Genomic DNA, 20,236 nt, shown 5'->3' with positions numbered 1-20,236 from the left:
CCGTTGGAGACCGCGCGGTCCCGGTCCGGCAGCCCGGCCAAACGGGCGCTCGACCTCGTCCTGGCGTCGGTGGCACTGCTGTTGACGGCGCCGCTGCTGCTCGGCTGCACACTGGCCGTGCGGCTGGTGGACGGGCCCGGGGTGTTCTGCCGGCCGGAGCGGGTCGGCAGGGACGGCCGGCGGTTCGCCCTGCTGCGGTTCCGCACCGCGCGCCCCGGTGCCCGGCCCGGCCGCCTCGGGCGATGGCTGCGGCGCACCTCGCTGGACGGGCTGCCGCAGCTGTGGAACGTGCTGCGCGGCGAGCTGAGCCTGGTCGGGCCGCACCCCGAACGGCCCTCCCGGGCCGCGGAGTTCGCCCGCCGGCACCCCGGCCACGCGGCCCGGCTCCGGATGCCGCCCGGCCTCACCGGCCTGGCGCAGGTGCACGGGCTGCGCGACGGCGCCCGCGCCGAGGACCGGGCGCGCTTCGACAACCTCTACATCGACGGCTGGTCGCCGGGGCAGGACCTGCGGATCCTGCTGCGGGCCGCGGCCCGGTCGCCGTTCCGGCGGGCGGGCCGGTGACCTCCGGCGCGGCGGCACCGACCGGCCGCCCCGCACGTCCGCCGCACCGCCGCGCGCTGCCCCCCCGACGAGGCCGACCCGGCCGCCGACCAGGCCACCCCGACCGCTACCCCTGGAGAGATCCGGTGAAAGTCCTGCACGTCATCACCGGCCTCGAAGTGGGCGGCGCCGCACAGCAGCTGCGGCTGCTGCTGCGCCGGCTGCCCGCCCACTGCGAGGTCGTCACCCTGACCAACCCCGGCCCGCTCGCCGAGGCCATCGAGGCGGACGGCACTCCCGTCACCCACCTCGGCATGACCGGCACCCGCGACCTGTCCGCGCTCCCCCGCCTGGCCGGCCTGATCCGCGCCGTCGGCCCCGACCTCGTCCACACCCACCTCTACCGGGCGTGCGTCTACGGCCGGATCGCCGCCCGGCTGGCCGGCGTCCGGGCGGTGGTCGCCACCGAGCACTCGCTGGGCGACGCGGTCATCGAGGGCCGGCGGCTGACCCGCGGCGTCCGCACCCTGTACCGGGCCACCGAGCGGCTGGGCTCGGCGACCGTCGCGGTCTCGGACACCGTCGCCGCCCGACTGCGCCGCTGGGGCGTCCCCGAGTGGCGGATCCACGTGGTGCCCAACGGCATCGAGGCGCACCGCTTCGCCTTCGACCCGGTCGCCCGGGCCGGGATCCGGGCCCGGCTCGGCCTGCCGCCCGACGCGTTCGTGGTCGGCGGTGCCGGCCGGCTGGTGCCCGGCAAACGGTTCGACGTCCTGGTCCGGGCGGTGACCCAACTGCCCGGCGTCCACCTGCTGCTGGCCGGGGACGGGCCGGAACGGGAGCTGCTGCGGCGGATGGCCGGGCAGTTCGGCTCCGCCGACCGGATCCACCTGCTCGGCGCCCGCGGCAGCGCGGACGGGCCGGCGGCCGGCGACGGGCCGGACATCCCCGGTCTGCTGTCGGCCGTCGACGTCTTCGTGTCGCCGTCGCCCGACGAGGCGTTCGGACTGGCCACCCTGGAGGCCCTGGCCGCCGGACTGCACGTCCTCCACGGCAGCTGCCCGGTCGTCGACGAACTCCCCGACGACCAGGCCCCCGGCGCCCGCCGCTTCGGTCACGGCGTACACGAACTCGCCGCCGCCCTGCGGGAGTTGCGGCGCACCGGAGTGGTCCGGCTGCCGGTGCCCCCGGTGGTGCGGCGCTACGACATCGACCGCAGCGCCCAGGAGCTGATGGCCGTCTACGAGGAGGCCCGCGTCGCGTCGCGGCGGACCCGTCCGGCGGCACCCGCCGGTCCCCCGCCCCAGGGCCTGCCCCCGGGCGTCTCGCTGCCCGACCCGTCCCCGGCGCCGGTGCCCGACGGGCGTTCGCTCTCCCAGCGCTGACGGGCCGGCGGGCCGGTCCGGAAGCGACCGAGGGGCGGCACCGCGGCCGCCCCTCACCGGCCCCGCCGCCCCACCGGCGGACCGGACCCGTCACCTCATCCGCGCCGCCGCCTCACTGGCAGCGGTCGACCGCCTCGATCGTGCGGGCCGCCTCCCCCAGCGCCGCACGCAGCACCACCGGGTCGGTGGCGTCGGCGTACGCCCCCTCCGGCGGCACCAGCCAGCCGGTGCCCTGCACCGGCGGCTCCGGCACCGCACCGCCGAGGGAGCTGCCGCGCGGGGAGGTCTGGGTACAGGCGCTGCCCGGTACGTCCCAGCCGTCGGCCGTCCCCGGCGGGACCAGGAAACCGAGGGTGTCGCAGGCGCCGTCGTGCAGGACCGGGCCGACACCGTCCCGCAGCCGCAGGATGTCCACCGCCTCCAGGCCCTGCCGGGCGGGCACCGTGACCAGGTCACAGGGCGGGGCGGCGGCCACCGGGGCGGTGCGCCCCTCGCGGCCCGCGGCCCGACCCGCGGACTCCTTGCCGCCCCTGCTGACGCCGGTCTCCCACACGGAGAACCCCTCCTCCTGCACGCGCCGCACCCTTTACACCCTCTCCAACGGCGAAACGCGTCAACAGCTACGGCGGCGGAACGCTGCAAAGGATGGCACTTCATGGCGGATCGCGGGTGAGATATTCCGGTTTGTTGCCAAACGCAGGGTGGCGGACCCGTCACAGCCGGTACCGTCGACCCGCCGCACCGCCAGGACGCGGCACGGTCACACGATGGCACGGAGTAGGGCACGGAGAGGTCCGCCATGGCGTCGCAAGCTCAGCGTTCAGCGTCGTCCCGCACCGTACCCGCCCGCCCGAACACCGCCTTCCGACAGCTGCGCGGCCGGCTGTCACCCGGCGAGTTCGCGGCGGCGGTCCGACGGTCCGCCCGTGAGATCGGCGAGCAGGTCTCGTGCGACGCCCGCTATGTGGGCCGCGTCGAGTCCGGGGAGATCCGGTGCCCGAACTACGCCTACGAACGGGTGTTCCGGCACATGTTCCCGGGGCTGACGCTGCCCGACATGGGGTTCGCGCCGCGGGAGACGGTACGCGGACGGGGGGCGCGTACGGCGGCGACGAGCGCCGCGGCCCTGGCGACCGACCCCGACCACCGCGATACCCGTATCCAGAACCGCAAGGAGAGCGACGTGCTACGTCGCGCGTTCATCACCGGCGGCCCGGCGGCCGCCCTGGGCCTGACCGGCCTCTGCCCGGCCGGCCCCCCGGCGCAGGCACCGGCCCCGCCGGACCGCTTCGCCGCGTCCGTGCCCGGACCCCGTATCGCCCCCGGCGCCCGGGCCGGCGCCGCCGAGGCCACCGCCGTCGAGGAGGCCGTCCGCCGGATCCGCCTGCTGGACGACCGGCACGGCGCCGACGGCCTGTACCACCGCGCCGCCCAGCCACTGCGCGCCGCCTACGAACTGCTGGACGCCGGCGCGCAACGCCGCGCGGTCTACGACCGGCTGCACGCCGGTGCGGGCGAACTCGCCATCTCCGTGGGCTGGTTGGCGCACGACTCGGGCCGCTTCGACGACGCCCGCTCGCACTACGCGGAGGCGCTGTCCACCGCCCGGGTCTGCGGCGACGCCGCCCTGGAGGCGCACGCGTTCTGCAACACCGCCTTCCTGGCCCGCGACGCCGGCCGGCCGCGCGAGGCGGTGCGGGCCGCCCAGGCCGCCCAACAGGCCGCCAAGCGGCTCGGCTCACCGCGGCTGCGGTCGCTGCTGGCCTTGCGCGAGGCCGGCGGCTGGGCGGGCCTCGGCGACCGTACCGGCTGCACGCAGGCGCTGACCCGGGCCGAGCGGCTGTTCGCGGCCGGGCCCGGGGAGCGCGATCCGGAGTGGATGACCTTCTACGGGGAGGCCGAGCTGGCGGGCCTCACGGCGCAGTGCTGGGCGGCGCTGGGTGAACGGGGGCGCGCGGCGGAGCACGCACGCCGGGCGGTGGCGCTGCAGGATCCGCACTTCACCCGCAACATCGCCCTGTTCACCACGGAGTTGGCGGGCAACCTCGCGGCCGGCGGCGCCGCCGAGGAGGCCGCCACGGCCGCTCAGCAGGCGCTCACCCTGCTGGCGCAGGTCCGCTCCGCCCGGATCCGGGCGATGCTGGACGACACCGCCCGGGCGCTCGGCCCCTATCGCAGCTGCGGCCCGGTCGCCGACTTCCTGGCGCGCCATCGGTCGGCCGGCGACCCCGTGGGGCGGTAAGCCGCCCCGGGCCGCCCCCGCCGAGGGCGGCGGGGCTCAGCCGAGGTCGAGGTGCCCGGTGTCGTTCCAGCTCACCACGGCCGGTTCGCCGTAGGCCCAGCCGAGCACCGACAGGGACGTCGGCGCCAGCCGGAGCCGCGCCGCGAAGGAGATGTCCAGGCCCAGCCAGCGCGCGCCCAGGACCCGCAGGATGTGGCCGTGCGCGAAGACCAGCACGTCGCGGTCGGCCGCGCGCACCCAGTCGACCACCTCGTCGGCGCGGGCGGAGACCTCGGCGAGCGTCTCGCCCCCCGGCACCCCGTCCCGCCAGATCAGCCAGTCGGGCCGGTCGGCCTTGATCTGCGCCGGGGTCAGCCCCTCGTAGGCGCCGTAGTCGATCTCCAGCAGCGCGTCCCACTCCTGGGCCCGTGCCCCGAAGCCGGCAAGTTCGCAGGTCTCACTGGCGCGCACCAGAGGGCTGGTGCGGACCTCGGCGTCCGGCAGGCCGTCCCAGGGGGCGCGGTGCAGCCGCTCGCCGAGGAGCTTGGCGCCCCGCCGCCCCTCGTCCAGCAGGGGGATGTCGGTCCGTCCGGTGTGCCGGCCGGAGACGGACCACTCCGTCTGCCCGTGCCTGGCCAGGAGAATGCGCGGTGCCATGGGTCGTACCTCTCGCCGGATTCCCGGCTTGTCGTCGTGCTTCGCTGGCGCGGGCGGCGCTGACCGCGGCCCTTCCATCATCGCGCACCCGGCGGGAACCCGGCCGGCGGCCCCGGCGGGGGGGCACCGGCCGGAGCGCGCGGGGGCCGCTGCCGCGACGGAGCCGGTGCGGGCACCGGGCGTGACGGATGGGAGACTTCGGCAGGTGAACGTTTCCCGCGAAAGCCCACCGAGCCTGCGGCAGCGTTTGACCGAGCTGCGCGGACCGGGGGTGCGCCCCCGGTCGCTGGACGCCCGCGCCCTCGCCGCGCTCGCCGCCAATCCCGGCTGCCGACGCCGGGCGCTGCTGGACGGCGCGGGCGTCGACAAGGGTGCGCTGGCCCGCGCGCTGGGCTCGCCCGCCGCGTACGGCCAGTCCCAGTTCGCGCTGGCCCGCGGCAACTCCTTCGAGGCCCGGGTGAAGGCCGACGGCGGCATCGAACTGCTGCGGCTGGTGTGCGAGCGGCTGGCGCCGGGCACGGCGGTGCCCGAGGACGGCGCGGTCGCCCGGCCCGACCTGTCCGCGGCCGGGCCCGAGGGCCGGGCGGCGCGCACCGCGCTGGCGCTGCGCGAGGCGACCGCGGCCGGCGGCTGGGCGCTGCTGGACCATCCGCTGCTGGCGATGGAGGTCGCCGGTTCGCCGGCCTACGTGGAGCCGGACGCCGTGGTCGTGCATCCGGACGGCAGCTGGACGGTCGTCGAGATCAAGTCCTTCCCGATGATCGACGGGTCCGCGGACGCCGCCAAGGTCGGTGCCGCGGCCCGCCAGGCGGCGGTCTACGTCCTCGCCCTGGAGGCGGTGGCCGAGCACACCGCGGCGCACACCGGCCGCCCGGCCCGGGTCCGTGATCGGGCGCTGCTGGTCTGCCCCAAGGACTTCTCCAACCTCCCGACCGCCGCCACCGTCGACGTCCGCAAGCAACTCGCCACCACCCGGCGCCAGTTGACCCGGCTCACCCGCGTCGAGGAGATCGCCGCCGCGCTCCCCGCGGGGACCACCTTCGACCTCGGGCTGACCGACGACGGCCGGACCGCGACCCGCCCGGCCGACGAGCTGACCGAGGCGGTGGAGGCGGTCTCCGCGGCCTACGCCCCGGAGTGCCTGGCCGCCTGCGAACTGGCCTTCCACTGCCGCAAGCGGTCCCGCCAGGACGGCGCGGTGGAGGCCCTGGGCCGCGGCGCGCGGGGCGAGTTGGGCGGGCTGCGGACCGTCGAGGAGGCGCTGGCGGCGGCCGCCGGCGAGCCCGGCGCCGACCCCGACGACCCCGCCGTCCGGGCCCTTCGCACGGCCGCCGCCCTGCGCGCCGCGGCCCTCACCGGGGCCCCCGCCCTGCCGGCACCGCGGACCGGGGAGGACGCATGTCGCTGATCGAGACGCTGGCCCGGATGGAGGCGGTGGCCGCCGGACGCGCCCAGCCGCTGGCCACGGTCCGCCACCGCCACCTCGCCGCCGACCCGCTGGTCCTCGTGCCGCTCACCACCTCCGGTGAGGCCGGTGCCCCGCTGGGCGCCCTGGTCGGCACGGACCGGGAGAAGCCCCTGCTGCTGACGGTCCCCCAACCCCGGGACCGCGACCTGCGGTTCGCCTTCCTCGCCGACCTGGCCGAGGCGGTGCTCCCCTACGTGGACGGCTTCGCCGACGACGTCGGCTTCGAGGAGCGCAAGGAGACCGACGCGGAGACCGGCGAGAAGGTCCCGGTGCAGGTCGAACTGTGCACCGACGCACCCCAGTTGATCGTGCCCAGCGCCGCCGGCGTCGAGTACGTCCGGCTGCTGGGCCGCTCGATGCGGTTCCGGCGGACGGTCGAGCAGGACCCGGAGACGCCCTACCCGGCGCCGCCGCACGTCCCGCTGCTGGGCCGCTGGTTCACGCACTTCGGCGAGCGGGCCCGAGTGCCGGGCGCCTGTCTGCTGCTCTCCATGACGGGCCTGCTGACCCGCCACTGGGCGACCGGCCAGAGCGTCCTGGAGGACCAGCACCTGGGTGCGCTGCTCGCCTGGATCGCCCCGCCGCCGGGCGTACCGGCCCGGCAGGCCGCCGAGTTCGCCGAGGCGGCCCGCGGCGCGGACGGGCAACTGCACTGCCCGCCGGCCGGACCGGCCACCGACCCGGCGTTCGACAACCGGCTGCTGGCCCCCGCGATGGCCCGCTACGACGCCGGGGCACCCGGCGCCGACGAGGAGGTCCGCGCCCTCGTCGAGAGCCAGCTGCGGCCCACCTGGGACGCCGTCTGGCAGGGCATCGACCTGCTCCGCGGCCTCCCCGAGGGCGCCCGGGTCACCGACCGCTGGAAGCGCGACCGCTGGTCGTACACCGCCCACCGCGACCGGATCCGCGCCGGGGAGCCGCCGCAGCCCAAGCAGGACGACGCGGTCACCGCCGCCCGGAAGCTCGCCGCCCGGGAGAGCGCGCAAGCCCAACTGGACGCCCAGGAAGCCCTGGACGACCCCCTGGTGATGGCCGCCCGGCGGCTCGCCGGCGAGGCGCTGCAGGGTAGGGTCACCGCCGTCGAGATGGCCCTCTCCGAGGGCCGGCGGCCGATGCCGCGCCCCCTGGTGACGCTGCACACCGCGGATCGCCCCCCGCTGGCCGAGGGCACCAAGCTCTACCGCGCGTCCCCCGACGGGCGCACCCAGACCGCCGAGTTCGTGGCGTACGCCGCCGGCGAGGAGGGCGCCCCGGTGGTCCGGCTCACCGGCGGCATGGGCCGCGGCCGCACCCCCGAGCCGGGTTCGGTCCCGGAGCCCGGCGACGCCCTGTGCTGGACGCTGTTCGAGCACGCCCCGCGCGGCGGCCCCACCCTCCCGGAGCCGGAGGACACGCCGTGGACGCACGGCGGCCCCCCGGCCGGCCCCGGCGACACGGCGCCCGCCGCCGATCCGGTCACCCCCGAGGACTTCCTGTGACCCGCGCCCACCGCCCCACGCCCGCCGACTCCCCGGAAAGCGCCACGGCATGACGCCCCCTCAGCACCTGCCCGCACCGCCGCCCGCGGACCCCGCCGCGGCGGCGGCCGAGGCGACCGACGCGATCCTCCACGACACCCTGCACAGCACCCGCCGCGGCGTGGTCGTCGACTCCCCGCCGGGCGCCGGGAAGTCCACCCTGGTCGTTCGCGCCGCCCGCGAACTGGCCGCCGCGGGCCGCCGCCTGATGATCGTCGCGCAGACCAACGCCCAGGTGGACGACCTCGTCCTGCGCCTCGCCGCGAAGGACCCCGGCCTCCCGGTGGGCCGCCTCCACAGCAGCGAACCCGGTGCCTTCGACCCCGCCCTCGCGGACCTCCCCGCCGTCCGCACCTCCGCCAAGATCGCCGACCTGGCCGCCCTGGACGTGGTCGTCTCCACCGCCGCCAAGTGGGCCTACACCAAGGTCGAGGAACCCTGGCGGCACGCCATCGTGGACGAGGCGTACCAGATGCGCTCCGACGCGCTGCTGAGCGTCGCCGGCCTCTTCGAACGGGCGCTCTTCGTCGGCGACCCGGGCCAGCTCGACCCGTTCAGCGTGGTCGGCGCCGACCAGTGGGCCGGCCTGTCCTACGACCCGTCCGCCAGCGCCGTCTCCACCCTCCTCGCCCACAACCCCGACCTGCCGCAGCACCGCCTGCCCGTCTCCTGGCGGCTACCGGCCTCCGCCGCGCCCCTGGTGTCCGGCGCGTTCTACCCGTACACGCCGTTCCGCAGCGGCACCGGCCCCGGCGACCGGCGGCTGGCCTTCGGCGTACGGGGCGACGGCTCGGCCGTGGACCGCGTCCTGGACGAGGCCGCCGAGTCCGGCTGGGGCCTGCTGGAGCTGCCCGCCCGGCACACCCCCCGCACGGACCCGGAGGCGGTCCGCGCCCTCGCCGGGGTCGTCCGCCGGCTGCTGGACCGGGGCGGGGCCGCCACCAGCGAGCACAGCGACGCTCCGGAGCCGCTGACGGCCGCCCGGATCGCGGTCGGCACCGCCCACCGCGACCAGGCCGCGGCGGTCCGCGCCGCCCTCGCCGAGCTGGGCGTCACCGGCGTCACGGTGGACACCGCCAACCGCCTCCAGGGCCGCGAGTTCGACGTCACCGTCGTCCTCCACCCGCTCTCCGGCCGCCCCGACGCGACCGCCTTCCACCTGGAGACCGGCCGCCTGTGCGTGCTCGCCTCCCGGCACCGGCACGCCTGCATCGTCGTCTGCCGCGCCGGCGTCGCCGAACTCCTCGACGAGCACCCCGCCACGGACCCCGTCCAGCTGGGCGTCACCGTGAAGTTCCCGGACGGCTGGGAGGCGAACCACGCCGTCCTCGCCCACCTGTCGGAGCACCGCGTCCCGCTGCGGGGGTAGCCGGCCGCCCCGCGTCGTGGCCGCGGTGGCCCGGGACCGCCGCGCGCCCCCGGCGGCACCCCCGGCGGCCCCCTTGCGCGGGGCGGGACAATGGAATGCGGCACACAACCATGGAGGTAGGTACATGTCCGAGCCGCAGCCGGCTCCCGATCCACGCGGTACGGCACCCGCCCCCCGCCGCATGAGGCCCGCGCAGTTGCTGTTCGAGCCCCCCGAGGCCACCGCCGACCCCGAGCACTTCTTCGGGCTGGAGTCGATGGAGGACCCCGGCGCCCTGCTCGGCCGCGCGTCCGAGCTCGCCCTCGCGTTCCGCGCGGCGGCCGACCGGGCGACGGAGTTCCAGGCGATGGCCGCCGCGCAGCTGACCGACCCCCGCCGCTTCGACCGGCTGCCGCTGGCGGTGGTCGCCGAGCGGGCCGACTGGACCGAGGACTACGCGCAGAAGATGGTCGAGTTCGGCCAGAGCCTGATGCGCAGCGGCAGCACCGTCCCGCCCGACGTCGACTGACCGGCGGCCGCGCGTGCGTCCGGCGCGTCCGGCGCACCCGCCGGGACCGTGCGCGCAGCGGTCCGCCCCCACTGCCCCGGCCACCACTCCACAGGAACCCCACCCACCGCAGGCCCCCCTCTCGGCTCATGGTCCAAGATCATGAGCCGCTGGCATATGCGGGCGGGGGAAGATACTCCCCGCCGCCCCGCCCTGTCCCGATTTCCGCCAATCAGCCCTGCCGGGACTCACCGGATCGGTAGACCTGTCCCATGAGCGACTGGCTGCCTGAGACCCCCCGGAACCTCGCCTTTCCCACCACGGCGTACGTCACGCTCGCCGGGGCCGACTGGCTCGCCTCCGCCAGCCCGCATCCGGAGCGCATGCACCGGCTGTGGGCCGAGCACCCCGCGGCGCCGAGCGTCCTGCCGTGCGGCGGGGTCTTCGACGTGATCAACGCCCCGGCGCTCTTCGGACGGCGCATGGCGGACCGCCTGTGGTCGGCCGGTCCGGGGTCGGGGCCGGTGGCCACGCACCGCGGCCGGATCCTGCTGTTCGCGGCCCCCGGTACCGCCCAGCGGCTGCCCGCGCTGCTGGCCTGGGAGGAGTGGGGCAGCGCCGTGCCGCCCCTGATGTGCCACGGGAGCGGGGACGCGGTGACGGTCCCGCCACTGCACCCCGGCCCCGGTGCGGCCGGAGCGGGAACGGGCGGTCCCGGGCACGCCGGGGCCGGCGCCGCACGGGGCTGCGGGTGGGCGTCACCGGAGGCGGGGTGTCCGGACGACCGTGCCGACCCGGGCGACCCCGCCGCGCCCACCGGGTCGCGCTGGCTGGTGGCGCCGGACGTCCGCGCCCCCTGGCTGCCGGGGCCCGAGATCCTGCTGTGGGCCTGCGTACGGGCCGCCCGCGGCGTGCTCGGCGCGGACCGGGAGACCGCCCGCGCGCACCACGAACCCGCTGTTCAGGGCGCGGATGCCGTGCTGACGGGGGGCTGAGGCGAATCGATTTTTGCCCTCCCCGGCCAGGATGCTAATGTTTCCTCCGTCAGCAGGCGCCGCTAGCTCAGTTGGTTAGAGCAGCTGACTCTTAATCAGCGGGTCCGGGGTTCGAGTCCCTGGCGGCGCACAGACGGTCGAAGGCCCCCACTCCGGTGGGGGCCTTCGGCGTGCTCGGGGCCTTCGGTCGCGGCGGGGCCTCATGAGGTGCTCCGGGTGACCTTGACCGCCCATTCGCCGTCGGTGCTCCGGCCCTGGACCTGGATGCGGACGCCGTCCTCGGTGTCGTTGAGGCTCTCCCCGACGCCGAGCGGCGCGTCGGCGAGCGGCGGGTAGACGGAGGTGCCCCAGCAGGCGGAGGTGCCGGGGTGCCCGTCGAGCACCTGGATGGGGCCGGAGCCGGAGGCGGTGGCGCTGCGGACCCGGTAGACGAGGATGCCCTCGGTGCAGGCGGAGCGGTCGTTGCCCTCGGCTCCGCGGGCCTCCATGGCGAGGGCGCTGTCGGGGCCGGTGCGGACCACCAGGAGGCGGGGGCGGCGGTGGTCGCCGGGGTCCTCGGGGGCGGAGAGGGTGCGCAGCGAGTGCATCCGGGGGCGGTCCAGGCTGACGCAGTCGACCTGGCCGTCGGTGATCCAGCCCAGCCGCCACTTGTGCCAGGCGAAGGGGTCGGGGGCCAGCCCGAACTGGCTGCCCATGAGGTCCCAGTCGCCCACGTGGGTGTCCCAGTCGCCGTGGCCGCTCTCGGGGCGGTGGTAGAGGTCCGGCAGGTCGAAGACGTGGCCGGTTTCGTGGGCGAGGACGTTGCGGTCGGGCGGGCTGTGCTCGAAGACGGTGACGAAGCGGCGGAGCTCGGCGCCGTCGGCGTGCATCGGCTGGTCGAGGTTGACGACCTTGGTGGCGTCCGAGTCGACGCCGGGGGCGGTGGGGTCGGCGACGAGGTAGACCAGGTCGTAGCGGCTGAAGTCGATGGCGGGGTCGGCGGCGGCGACCGCGTCGCGGAGGTAGGCGGAGCGGCGTCCGGATTCCCAGTCCCGTTGTATGCCGTACCAGGTGGCGGGGTGCGGCATGCGGACCCAGCGGCGGTGGATGTGGGTGCGGAGGTGGAACTTGCCGTACGAGGCGCGGTCGAAGAAGCGGGCGGTGGCGGGGAAGTAGTCGCCGGACAGCCGCTGGGGGGTCGTGGTGGGGCGGGCGTCCGGGAAGGACAGGAAGATCATCACCGCGTCGAGGCGGTGGTTCGGGCGGGGGTAAGCGCCGTTCCAGCTGTCGACGCCCTCGGAGTGGTGGGCGTCGGTGCGTCCCAGGGCGCAGGAGAGGGCCGCTTCGGAGGCGGTGGCGGGGCCGGCCACGATGGAGGTCGCGATGAGCGCGCTCAAGGAGGTGGCGACGGCTGCGACGCGCCGCATGCGACGGCGGTCCACCCCGTGGAGTGTCTGGACGCGCGGCACGTAGACCTCCAGGGACGGATTCGGGACACCCACTTACCCTGAGGTGATTTCATGCTCTTCGTCTCGTTATGGCAGCCCGTATGAGTGACCGTCGCGCCCCGGCCGCCCCGTAACGGAAAGTCACAAGCGACCAAAGGGGCAATAGGGGCGAACAGAGCCGGGCAGAATTGGCTGAACTTCCGTCATGCGTGCGGATGGTCACGGCTTCGTCGCTGGATCGGCCCTCGTGCCAGCCTCTATGATCGCCACACTTTCCAGCGCGAGGACCCCCTCCGTCACGCGACAAGCGCCATGCGGGAGCGAGCAGTGAGCGGACACCCCGACAGCACGGGCCGCACGCCCGGAGCGACACTGCCCTCGGTGACGGAGCGTGAGGGTTCGACCAACGAATCCACCGCCCGGCCCGCTCCCCCGTCCGCCTGCGACGCCTCGGCGCGGTGCGACGGCACCGCCGCCTCGCTCGGCGACTACCGCGCCGCCTTCCGCACCGCGAGCCTGCCGATGGCCGTCCTCAACCGCGACGGGCTGGTGCTCGCCGCCAACCCCGCACTGGGCGAGCTGGTCGGCACCGACCCGGACAACCTGGTCGCCGCCACCGCCGCCGACCTCACCGACCTGGGCGCCGACCCGCGGGTGTGGGCCGCGTACCGGGAGGTGCTGTGCGGCCGCAGCGACCGGTTGTGCTGCACCCGGCGGCTGAAACGGTCCGACGGGAGCTCCGTATGGGTGGAGGTGACCGTCGAACCGGTCACCGAGGGGCCGCTGGGCGGCGCGGAGCGGGTGCTGCTGTCGATCGCGGACATCAGCGACCGGCACGATCTGCTGGCCCGGCTGCGGCACCTTCAGATGCATGACGCGGTGACCCGGCTGCCCAATCGCACACTGTTCTTCGAGCGGCTCTCCTCGGCGCTGGAGGCGGCCGCGTTCGAGCGGTCCGGCACCGGCCGGATCGGGCTGTGCTACCTGGACCTGGACGGCTTCAAGGCGGTCAACGACACCCTGGGGCACCGGGTCGGCGACCGGCTGCTGAGCGCCGTGGCGCAGCGGCTGACACGCTGTGCGGAGAACGCCGCGGAGCGCGGGCCGGGCCGTGGCGGGCATCTGGTGGCGCGGCTGGGCGGCGACGAGTTCGCGCTGCTGGTCGAGGACTCCACCGGCACCGACCAGGTGGCCGAGCTGGCGCAGTGCGTCCTGGACGCGCTCCAGCGGCCCTTCGACCTGGCCGGGCAGCGGCTGTCGGTGTCGGCGAGCATCGGCGTGGTGGAGCGGACCGCGAGCGGCACCACCGCGACCGGACTGATGCAGGCCGCGGACACCACCCTGTACTGGGCCAAGGAGGACGGCAAGGCCCGCTGGACGCTCTTCGACCCGGAGCGCAACGCGCACCGGATGACCCGGCAGGCACTGTCCAGCACGCTGCGGCCGGCGGTGGACCGCGGCGAGTTCACCCTGGAGTACCAGCCGCTGGTGGGGCTGGGGGACGGCCGGGCGCAGGGCGTGGAGGCGCTGGTGCGGTGGCGGCATCCGCAGTTCGGGGTGCTGGCGCCGAATCGGTTCATCGCGCTGGCCGAGGAGAACGGCGCGATCGTCGAACTGGGCCGCTGGGTGCTGGAGCAGGCCTGCTATCAGGCGCGGGCCTGGCAGCTGGCGCACCCCGGGGGCGAGCCGCTGTTCGTCAGCGTGAATGTGGCCGTGCGTCAGGTGTGGGACTCCGACCTGGTCGCGGACGTCGCCGGGATCCTGGCGGAGACCGGGCTCCCACCGCAGCTGCTCCAGCTGGAGCTGACCGAGTCCGCGGTGATGGGGTCGGCGGGCCGGCCGCTGCAGGCCCTCCAGGCGCTCAGCGACATGGGCGTGCGGATCGCCATCGACGACTTCGGCACCGGGTACTCCAACCTCGCCTACCTCAGCCGGCTGCCGGTGTCCGTACTGAAGCTGGACGGGTCCTTCGTCCACGGCTTCCGCTCGCAGGAGCACCCGAACCCGGCGGACGAGATGATCGTGGAGGCGCTGGTCTCACTGGCGCACCGGCTCGGGCTCACGGTGACCGCGGAGTGCGTGGAGAGCGCCGAGCAGGCCGAGCGGCTCCGCCGGATCGGGTGCGACACCGGTCAGGGCTGGCTCTACTCCCGGCCGGTGGCCCCGGACCGGGTGGAGGCGCTGCTGGACGCGGGGCGCGCCTGCGGCTGAGCCGCGCGCCCCGCGCCGTGCGTCAGGCCCGCGGGAGTCCGTAGGCGTCGGCGATGAGGTCGTAGGAGCGGCGGCGGACCTCGCCGGTGTGGGCGTTGGCGGTGATCATCAACTCGTCGGCGCCGGTGCGCTTGGCGAGGTCGTCCAGGCCCTGGCGGACCGCGTCGGGGGTGCCGTGGACGACGTTCCCGAGCCAGCTGTCGACGAAGTCCTGCTCGATGTCGCTGAAGTGGTGGGCGGCGGCCTCTTCGGGGCTGGGGACCAGGCCGGGGCGGCCGGTGCGCAGCCGGATCATGGCGAGTGCGCCGGTGCGGACCTGGCGGAGGGCCTCCCGCTCGTCCTCGGCGGCCAGCGCGGAGACGCCGATCAGGGCGTAGGGCTCGGCGAGGACCTCGGAGGGGCGGAACGAGGCGCGGTAGAGGTCGAGCGCGGGGACGGTGTTGGCCGCGGAGAAGTGGTGGGCGAAGGCGAACGGCAGGCCGAGCGTGCCGGCCAGGCGGGCGCTGAAGCCGGAGGAGCCGAGCAGCCACAGGGGCGGGCGGTGCGGGGACTGGACGCCGCCGGGGGCGGTGGCCTGGACGGGGCCGGGGACGGCGTGGATCCGGGCGTACGGATGGCCGTCGGGGAAGGAGTCGTCGAGGAAGCGGGTCAACTCGGCGAGCTGCTGCGGGAACTCGTCGGCCCCCTCGTGCAGGCGCTCGGTGCGGCGGAGCGCGGCGGCGGTGGCGCCGTCGGTGCCGGGGGCGCGGCCCAGGCCCAGGTCGACGCGGCCGGGGGCCATCGCCTCCAGGGTGCCGAACTGCTCGGCGATGACCAGCGGGGCGTGGTTGGGCAGCATGACGCCGCCGGACCCGAGCCGGATGCGGTCGGTGTGGGCGGCGATGTGGGCGAGGAGCACCGCGGGCGAGGAGGAGGCGACGCCGGGCATGGAGTGGTGCTCGGCGACCCAGTAGCGGTGGAAGCCGCGGCGTTCGGCGGTGCAGGCGAGCTCGACGGCGGTGCGGACCGCGGCGGTGGCGGTGCTGCCGGCGCCGACCGTCACCAGGTCGAGCACGGACAGGGGGACGGGTGCGGTGCCCAGGGCGCTGCCCCGGATCCCGTCACCCCCGGGCTCGCCGTCGGTGCCCGGGGTCTGCTGGTCTTCGCCGCTCACGGTGCGGGTCCTCCTCGCGTCGTGCGATCTGATGCCGGTGGTCTGCGAGGAGGGTAACCGGAGTAGTTCTCCGGTTATTCCCGGGAGGGGGTGGAGATTCCGGCCGGGTGCCGAACCGGATCGCGATTCCGGCCGCGGCCCGGCCGGTGCCCGGCGGTTTCCGGCCGCGGCCCGACGGCTGCGGGGCGCGGCCGGACGGCGGCCGGGCGCTACCCGCGGGCCGTACGGGAGAAGAGCGCGCCCAGCTCCGGGCAGGGCAGCGGGCGGTCGAGCAGCCGCAGGCCCTCCCAGACCGTCACCTGATTGGCGGTGAGGACCGGTTTGCCCAGCGCGGCTTCCAGGGCGGGCAGGTGGGCGGCGGTGTGCAGGGCGGTGTCGGGCAGCAGGACGGCCTCGGCGTCGGGGTGGTCGCCGAGGCGCGCCAGGTCCAGTACCTCGTCGCGGCCCCAGGTGCCGACCTCGGCGGCGGTGACGATGCCGCTGCCGCGGGTGGCGACGACCTCGGCGCCGGCGGCCTTGAGGAACGCGTGGAAGTACTCGGCGACATCGGCGGGGTAGGTGGCGGCGATCGCGACCCGGTGGACGTCGAGGGCCCGGACGGCGTGCGCGAAGGCGAAGGAGGTACTGGAGGCGGGCAGCCCGGCGGTGGCCGACAGCTCCCGCACCTGCCGGTGGGCGCCGTCCCAGCCGTAGACGAAGCTGGCGCTCGTGCAGGCCCAGACGACGGCCTCGGCACCGCGGTCCCGGAGCGTGCCGACGCCGGCCGCGAGCCGGGCCGCGGAGCCCATCTCCAGCAGGGCGTCGACCCGGTGGGCGTCCTCGCCGATGTCGGTGTGGACGAGCGGCAGGCGGACCGTGCCGCCCAGAAGCGCTTCGAGCCGGGGGTAGTCGTCCTCGGCGGAGTGGCCGGGGTAGAGGAAGCCGACCGATGCCATGCAGGTCTCCCTTGCGGGTGGTGGGTGCGGTGTGCGGTGGTTCGGCGGACCGGGCTCAGCGCGGGGGCTGCGGGCCGGGATCCTCGGGGAGGTACGGGGGCGGTTCGGGGCCGTCGCCCGGCTCCGCGTCGGACGGCGCGGGCGGTCCGGCGAAGGCGGCCTCGGGGGTGGGCGGGGGTCCGCCGCACGGAGGTGGCCCGGTGCCGGCCATGGCGGCCGGGCCGGTGCGCGCCACCGGGTCGAGCAGCGCCTGGTACGCCCCGACGGCCTGGATGCCGATGGCGCGCAGCGCGGCCCAGATGGTCACCTGGTTGGCGGAGAGCACGGGCATCCGCAGCTCGGCCTCCAGTTGGGGGATGACGTCGTAGGTGGGGAGGTTGGTGCAGCTGATGAAGAGGGCGTCGACGGCACCGACGACGGCCGTGCGGGCCATGTCGACGACGTCGCGGTAGGGGACCTTCCAGATGTGCCGGGTGAGTCCGAGGTAGGCGCGGCCGGTGACCGTGATGCCGGCCTCGCCCAGGTATTCCTCCAGGGAATCGGTGACCGATTTGGTGTACGGGGTGACGACGGCGATGCGCCGGGCCCCGATCTCATGGAGCGCCGCGACCGCGGCACCCGAGGTGGTGAGGGCGGGTACCTCCCCCGCCTGGGCCATGGCCGCGCACATCGCGCGTTCGCCCGCCGTGCCGCCGACGAAGCTGCCGGACGTACAGGCATAGGCGATGACCTGGGGCGATACCTCGCACAGCGCCTGGACGGCGGCGTGCAGGGTCTCGTGCTCGCTGACCAGACGGGCCAGGTCGAGGCTGACCTCGACGGGCACGAAGGGAGTTCGGGTGAGGTGGAGGGACACGTCGTCGGGGACCCAGCGCCACAGCTCGCGGTCGAGCGCGAAGTCGAAGGGGGCGACGACGCCCACGCCGAGCTGCGGCTGTGGGCCACCCAGGAAAGAGACGTCCATGAAGGCCCCTAGAAGGCACGAAGGGCTGGTATGGCCCGGCCAGTGGCCGGAGAGGTGGTGCAGCCGGACAAGCCGGGGACGTCGGGACAGAGCCGTTGTTGACACGGTAGATACGACTTCTTAGCGTGGTCAATCCTCGCATCTCAGGCATCTGTCGGCGCCCTGTTCCGTGATACGGGGCACACGTTTCAGAACGGTTTCTGGCCTATGTCCGATAGCACCGGCAGCACCCTCAGCACCCTCCTCGTACTGGGTTCCGAGCCGCGCCCCCGGCTGGACCGGCTCGCCGGCCGGGCCGACGTCGTCTTCGCCGACGAGCAGACGCTGGCCGACCTACTCCCCACCGCCGATGTGCTGTTGGCCTGGGATTTCACCTCCGACGCGATCCGGACGAGCTGGCCGGAGAGCGGCCCGCGCCCCCGGTGGGTGCACACCGCGAGCGCCGGCGTGGACCGGCTGCTGTGCCCGGCGCTGATCGCCGACGACACCGTCGTCACCAACGCCCGCGGGGTCTTCGAGCAGCCGATCGCCGAGTACGTCGCCGGGCTGGTGATCGCCATGGCCAAGGACTTCTACGGCAGTTGGGAGCTCCAACGGCAGCGGCGCTGGCAGCACCGGGAGACGCTGCGGCTGGCCGGGACCCGCGCGGTGGTGGTGGGTTCGGGGCCGATCGGCCGGGCCGTCGGCACCACCTTGCTGGCACTGGGTGTCGAGGTCGATCTGGTCGGCCGCCGGGAGCGGACCGGCGATCCGGAGTTCGGCCGGGTGTACGCCGCGGGGGCCTTGAACGCGCTGCTGCCGCAGGCCGATTGGGTGGTCTGCGCGGCGCCCCTGACGGAGCAGACCCAGGGGATGTTCGGGGCCGCGGCGTTCGCGCTGATGCCGCGCCGGGCCCGCTTCATCAACGTCGCCCGCGGGCCGCTGGTCGACGAGGAGGCGCTGGTCGCTGCGTTGCGGGAGTGGCGGATCGCGGCGGCGGCGCTGGACGTCTTCATGCGGGAGCCGCTGGGCGCGGACAGCCCGCTGTGGGACGTGCCGCATCTGATCGTCTCGCCGCACATGAGCGGCGACACCCTGGGCTGGCGGGATGTGCTCGCCGCGCAGTTCCAGGACAACTTCGACCGGTGGGCGGCCGGGGAGCCGCTGCTCAACGTGGTCGACAAACACCTCGGATACGTACCGGTGCAGTGACCGCGCGGGCCGTCCGGGCCCGGCCCGCGGCGGTCCGCGCCCCCGCCCGCCGTCCCGCTCGGGGCGGCCGACGCTCGGAGGACGCATGACCAACGGACCGACCCGCCTCGCCGACCTGTCCGCCACCCGCCTGACGGCCGGCTACGCCGCCGGCGAGTTCTCCCCCGTGGAGGCGACCCGCGAGGTGCTGGAGCGCGCCGAGGCCGCCCAGGCCGCGGTCAACGCCTTCACCCGGATCGACGCGGACCAGGCGCTGGCGCAGGCGGCGGAGTCGGCGGAGCGCTGGCGGCGCGGCGCGCCGGCCGGACCGGTGGACGGGGTGCCGGTCACCGTCAAGGACCTGCTGCTGACCCGGGGTACGCCGACGCTTCGCGGGTCCCGGACGGTCCGGGCCGAGGGCGCGACGTGGGACGAGGACGCGCCGGCGGTGGCCCGGCTGCGGGAGTCCGGGGCGGTGTTCGTCGGCAAGACCACCACCCCGGAGTTCGGCTGGAAGGGCGTCACCGACAGTCCGCGGCACGGGGTGACGGGCAATCCGTACGCCCCGGGGCGCACCTCGGGCGGCTCCAGTGGGGGCAGCGCGGCGGCGGTGGCGCTGGGGGCCGGGCCGCTGAGCCTGGGGACGGACGGCGGGGGGTCGGTGCGGATCCCGGCGTCGTTCTGCGGGATCTTCGGCCTGAAGGCGACCTACGGGCGGGTGCCGCTCTATCCGGCGAGCCCGTTCGGGACGCTGGCGCATGTGGGGCCGCTGGCCCGGGACGCGGCGGACGCGGCGCTGTTGATGGATGTGATCTGCGGGCCGGACTGGCGGGACTGGTCGCAGGCGGAGCCGCCTTCGGGGTCGTTCCGGGAGGCGCTGGCCGGGAAGGTGTCCGGGCTGCGGGTGGCCTACAGCCCGTCGCTGGGCTGGGACGTGCCGGTGGCGCCCGAGGTGGCGGCGGCGGTCCGCCGGGCGGTGGACACCCTGGCCGGGCTCGGCGCGGACGTCGAGGAGATCGATCCGGGCGTGGCGGATCCCGTGGAGGCGTTCCACACGCTGTGGTTCAGCGGCGCGGCCCGGGTGGTGCAGCCGCTGGGGGCGGCCGACCGGGAGCTGCTGGACCCGGGGTTGCGGGAGGTCTGCGAGCAGGGCGCCCGCTACAGCGCGCTGGACTATCTGGCGGCGGTCGACGTCCGGATGGCGCTGGGTCGGGCGATGGGGCGCTTCCACAGCGTCTACGACCTGCTGGTGACGCCGACCGAGCCGCTCACCGCCTTCGCGGCCGGCGCGGAAGTGCCGCCTGGTTCCGGACACACCCGCTGGACGGGCTGGACGCCGTTCACCTATCCGTTCAACCTCACCCAGCAGCCGGCCGCGACCGTGCCCTGCGGGGTGGACGGCGACGGGCTGCCGATCGGGGTGCAGCTGGTGGGGGCGCGGCACGCGGACGCGCTGGTGCTGCGCGCCGCGCACGCCCTCTACGAGGCGGGGGCGGCGGAGATCCCGGCGCCGCGGGTGCCCTAGGTGTTCTGTCCGGGGAGGTTGTGGACGGGGGCGGAAGGTCCCGCGTGCCGTTCGGGCGGACGACGGGCCTTCGCGGACACACCCTAGGGCGGGGGCGAACACTTCCCGTAGGGGATGCCGGCGCCCCCTGCGGGGCCACAACGTGGCGGTGGCGGAGGGTATTCCGGCATCCCCGGGTGTGCGGGAGGAGCGGCGAGGGCGGGGACGGG

The 20,236-nt window shown here is 75.7% G+C and carries 17 protein-coding genes and 1 tRNA gene; 12 read left to right on the top strand and 6 right to left on the bottom strand.

What is annotated here, in order from left to right:
- A partial coding sequence (locus CG747_RS28560) for a sugar transferase (RefSeq protein WP_146022167.1) occupies nt 1-564 on the top strand: 564 nt, incomplete at its 5' end.
- Between the two features lie 125 nt (nt 565-689).
- Nucleotides 690-1,928, top strand: coding sequence for a glycosyltransferase (locus CG747_RS28555; RefSeq protein WP_100604707.1), 1,239 nt, complete (start codon nt 690-692; stop codon nt 1,926-1,928).
- A gap of 112 nt (nt 1,929-2,040) precedes the next feature.
- On the opposite strand, the gene CG747_RS28550 is transcribed toward CG747_RS28555, so the two are convergent.
- Nucleotides 2,041-2,511 (bottom strand): hypothetical protein, encoded by a 471-nt coding sequence (locus tag CG747_RS28550; RefSeq protein ID WP_100604706.1) that lies wholly within the window; start codon nt 2,509-2,511, stop codon nt 2,041-2,043.
- A 216-nt stretch (nt 2,512-2,727) separates the two neighbouring features.
- Between CG747_RS28550 and CG747_RS28545 the strand changes: the two genes are divergently transcribed.
- Nucleotides 2,728-4,170 carry a transcriptional regulator gene (locus CG747_RS28545; RefSeq protein ID WP_100604705.1) on the top strand — a complete coding sequence of 481 codons (1,443 nt, stop codon included), beginning with the start codon at nt 2,728-2,730 and terminating at the stop codon, nt 4,168-4,170.
- A 36-nt stretch (nt 4,171-4,206) separates the two neighbouring features.
- Here the strand turns inward: CG747_RS28545 and CG747_RS28540 are convergent, their stop codons facing one another.
- Nucleotides 4,207-4,806, bottom strand: a complete 600-nt coding sequence (locus CG747_RS28540; RefSeq protein ID WP_100604704.1) for a histidine phosphatase family protein — start codon at nt 4,804-4,806, stop codon at nt 4,207-4,209.
- Between the two features lie 205 nt (nt 4,807-5,011).
- On the opposite strand from CG747_RS28540, the gene CG747_RS28535 reads away from it, so the two are divergent.
- The 6 genes from CG747_RS28535 (at nt 5,012) to CG747_RS28510 (ending at nt 10,772) form a co-directional block, all read left to right on the top strand.
- A complete protein-coding gene (locus CG747_RS28535) occupies nt 5,012-6,214 on the top strand; it encodes a hypothetical protein (protein WP_100604703.1) in 1,203 nt (400 codons plus the stop codon).
- Nucleotides 6,205-7,752 carry a hypothetical protein gene (locus CG747_RS28530; RefSeq protein ID WP_100604702.1) on the top strand — a complete coding sequence of 516 codons (1,548 nt, stop codon included), beginning with the start codon at nt 6,205-6,207 and terminating at the stop codon, nt 7,750-7,752. The genes CG747_RS28535 and CG747_RS28530 overlap by 10 nt, the downstream gene beginning before the upstream one ends.
- Nucleotides 7,753-7,801: 49 nt before the next feature.
- Entirely contained in the window at nt 7,802-9,160 is a 1,359-nt protein-coding gene (locus CG747_RS28525) for an AAA domain-containing protein (RefSeq protein WP_100604701.1), read from the top strand.
- A gap of 124 nt (nt 9,161-9,284) precedes the next feature.
- Complete coding sequence (locus tag CG747_RS28520; protein ID WP_180985730.1) at nt 9,285-9,668, top strand: hypothetical protein; 384 nt, start codon at nt 9,285-9,287, stop codon at nt 9,666-9,668.
- Between the two features lie 251 nt (nt 9,669-9,919).
- Nucleotides 9,920-10,642 carry a bifunctional DNA primase/polymerase gene (locus tag CG747_RS28515; RefSeq protein ID WP_100604700.1) on the top strand — a complete coding sequence of 241 codons (723 nt, stop codon included), beginning with the start codon at nt 9,920-9,922 and terminating at the stop codon, nt 10,640-10,642.
- Nucleotides 10,643-10,698: 56 nt separating this feature from the next.
- A tRNA-Lys gene (locus tag CG747_RS28510) sits at nt 10,699-10,772 on the top strand.
- Nucleotides 10,773-10,842: 70 nt separating this feature from the next.
- Here the strand turns inward: CG747_RS28510 and CG747_RS28505 are convergent.
- Nucleotides 10,843-12,048, bottom strand: coding sequence for a M6 family metalloprotease domain-containing protein (locus CG747_RS28505; protein WP_100604729.1), 1,206 nt, complete (start codon nt 12,046-12,048; stop codon nt 10,843-10,845).
- Between the two features lie 402 nt (nt 12,049-12,450).
- On the opposite strand from CG747_RS28505, the gene CG747_RS28500 reads away from it, so the two are divergent.
- Complete coding sequence (locus tag CG747_RS28500; RefSeq protein ID WP_100604699.1) at nt 12,451-14,280, top strand: bifunctional diguanylate cyclase/phosphodiesterase; 1,830 nt, start codon at nt 12,451-12,453, stop codon at nt 14,278-14,280.
- 22 nt (nt 14,281-14,302) lie between these two features.
- Here CG747_RS28500 and CG747_RS28495 read toward each other — a convergent pair whose 3' ends face one another.
- From CG747_RS28495 to CG747_RS28485, 3 genes are all read right to left on the bottom strand, one after another.
- Nucleotides 14,303-15,433: an LLM class flavin-dependent oxidoreductase gene (locus CG747_RS28495; protein WP_100604698.1), complete on the bottom strand. Its 1,131-nt coding sequence runs from the start codon at nt 15,431-15,433 to the stop codon at nt 14,303-14,305.
- A 209-nt stretch (nt 15,434-15,642) separates the two neighbouring features.
- Complete coding sequence (locus tag CG747_RS28490) at nt 15,643-16,368, bottom strand: aspartate/glutamate racemase family protein (RefSeq protein ID WP_100604697.1); 726 nt, start codon at nt 16,366-16,368, stop codon at nt 15,643-15,645.
- Between the two features lie 55 nt (nt 16,369-16,423).
- Nucleotides 16,424-17,332: an aspartate/glutamate racemase family protein gene (locus tag CG747_RS28485; protein WP_100604696.1), complete on the bottom strand. Its 909-nt coding sequence runs from the start codon at nt 17,330-17,332 to the stop codon at nt 16,424-16,426.
- Nucleotides 17,333-17,539: 207 nt separating this feature from the next.
- Here CG747_RS28485 and CG747_RS28480 point away from each other — a divergent pair, with 207 nt between their 5' ends.
- Nucleotides 17,540-18,523 carry a D-2-hydroxyacid dehydrogenase gene (locus CG747_RS28480; RefSeq protein WP_100604695.1) on the top strand — a complete coding sequence of 328 codons (984 nt, stop codon included), beginning with the start codon at nt 17,540-17,542 and terminating at the stop codon, nt 18,521-18,523.
- An 85-nt stretch (nt 18,524-18,608) separates the two neighbouring features.
- Nucleotides 18,609-20,027: an amidase gene (locus tag CG747_RS28475; protein ID WP_100604694.1), complete on the top strand. Its 1,419-nt coding sequence runs from the start codon at nt 18,609-18,611 to the stop codon at nt 20,025-20,027.
- Nucleotides 20,028-20,236: the final 209 nt, after the last annotated feature.

Source organism: Streptomyces sp. CB02959 (assembly GCF_002803155.1).
GTDB lineage: Bacteria > Actinomycetota > Actinomycetes > Streptomycetales > Streptomycetaceae > Streptomyces.
The sequence above is the reverse complement of the archived record's forward strand: the minus strand, read 5'-3'. Positions and strand labels throughout refer to the sequence as shown.

Excerpts from the sequence above, each read along its gene's own strand:
- CG747_RS28545 (WP_100604705.1), top strand. The coding sequence starts at position 2,728 with ATGGCGTCGCAAGCTCAGCGTTCAGCGTCGTCCCGCACCGTACCCGCC.
- CG747_RS28540 (WP_100604704.1), bottom strand. The coding sequence starts at position 4,806 with ATGGCACCGCGCATTCTCCTGGCCAGGCACGGGCAGACGGAGTGGTCC.
- CG747_RS28530 (WP_100604702.1), top strand. The coding sequence starts at position 6,205 with ATGTCGCTGATCGAGACGCTGGCCCGGATGGAGGCGGTGGCCGCCGGA.
- CG747_RS28525 (WP_100604701.1), top strand. The coding sequence starts at position 7,802 with ATGACGCCCCCTCAGCACCTGCCCGCACCGCCGCCCGCGGACCCCGCC.
- CG747_RS28520 (WP_180985730.1), top strand. The coding sequence starts at position 9,285 with ATGTCCGAGCCGCAGCCGGCTCCCGATCCACGCGGTACGGCACCCGCC.
- CG747_RS28515 (WP_100604700.1), top strand. The coding sequence starts at position 9,920 with ATGAGCGACTGGCTGCCTGAGACCCCCCGGAACCTCGCCTTTCCCACC.
- CG747_RS28505 (WP_100604729.1), bottom strand. The coding sequence starts at position 12,048 with ATGCGGCGCGTCGCAGCCGTCGCCACCTCCTTGAGCGCGCTCATCGCG.
- CG747_RS28490 (WP_100604697.1), bottom strand. The coding sequence starts at position 16,368 with ATGGCATCGGTCGGCTTCCTCTACCCCGGCCACTCCGCCGAGGACGAC.
- CG747_RS28485 (WP_100604696.1), bottom strand. The coding sequence starts at position 17,332 with ATGGACGTCTCTTTCCTGGGTGGCCCACAGCCGCAGCTCGGCGTGGGC.
- CG747_RS28480 (WP_100604695.1), top strand. The coding sequence starts at position 17,540 with ATGTCCGATAGCACCGGCAGCACCCTCAGCACCCTCCTCGTACTGGGT.
- CG747_RS28475 (WP_100604694.1), top strand. The coding sequence starts at position 18,609 with ATGACCAACGGACCGACCCGCCTCGCCGACCTGTCCGCCACCCGCCTG.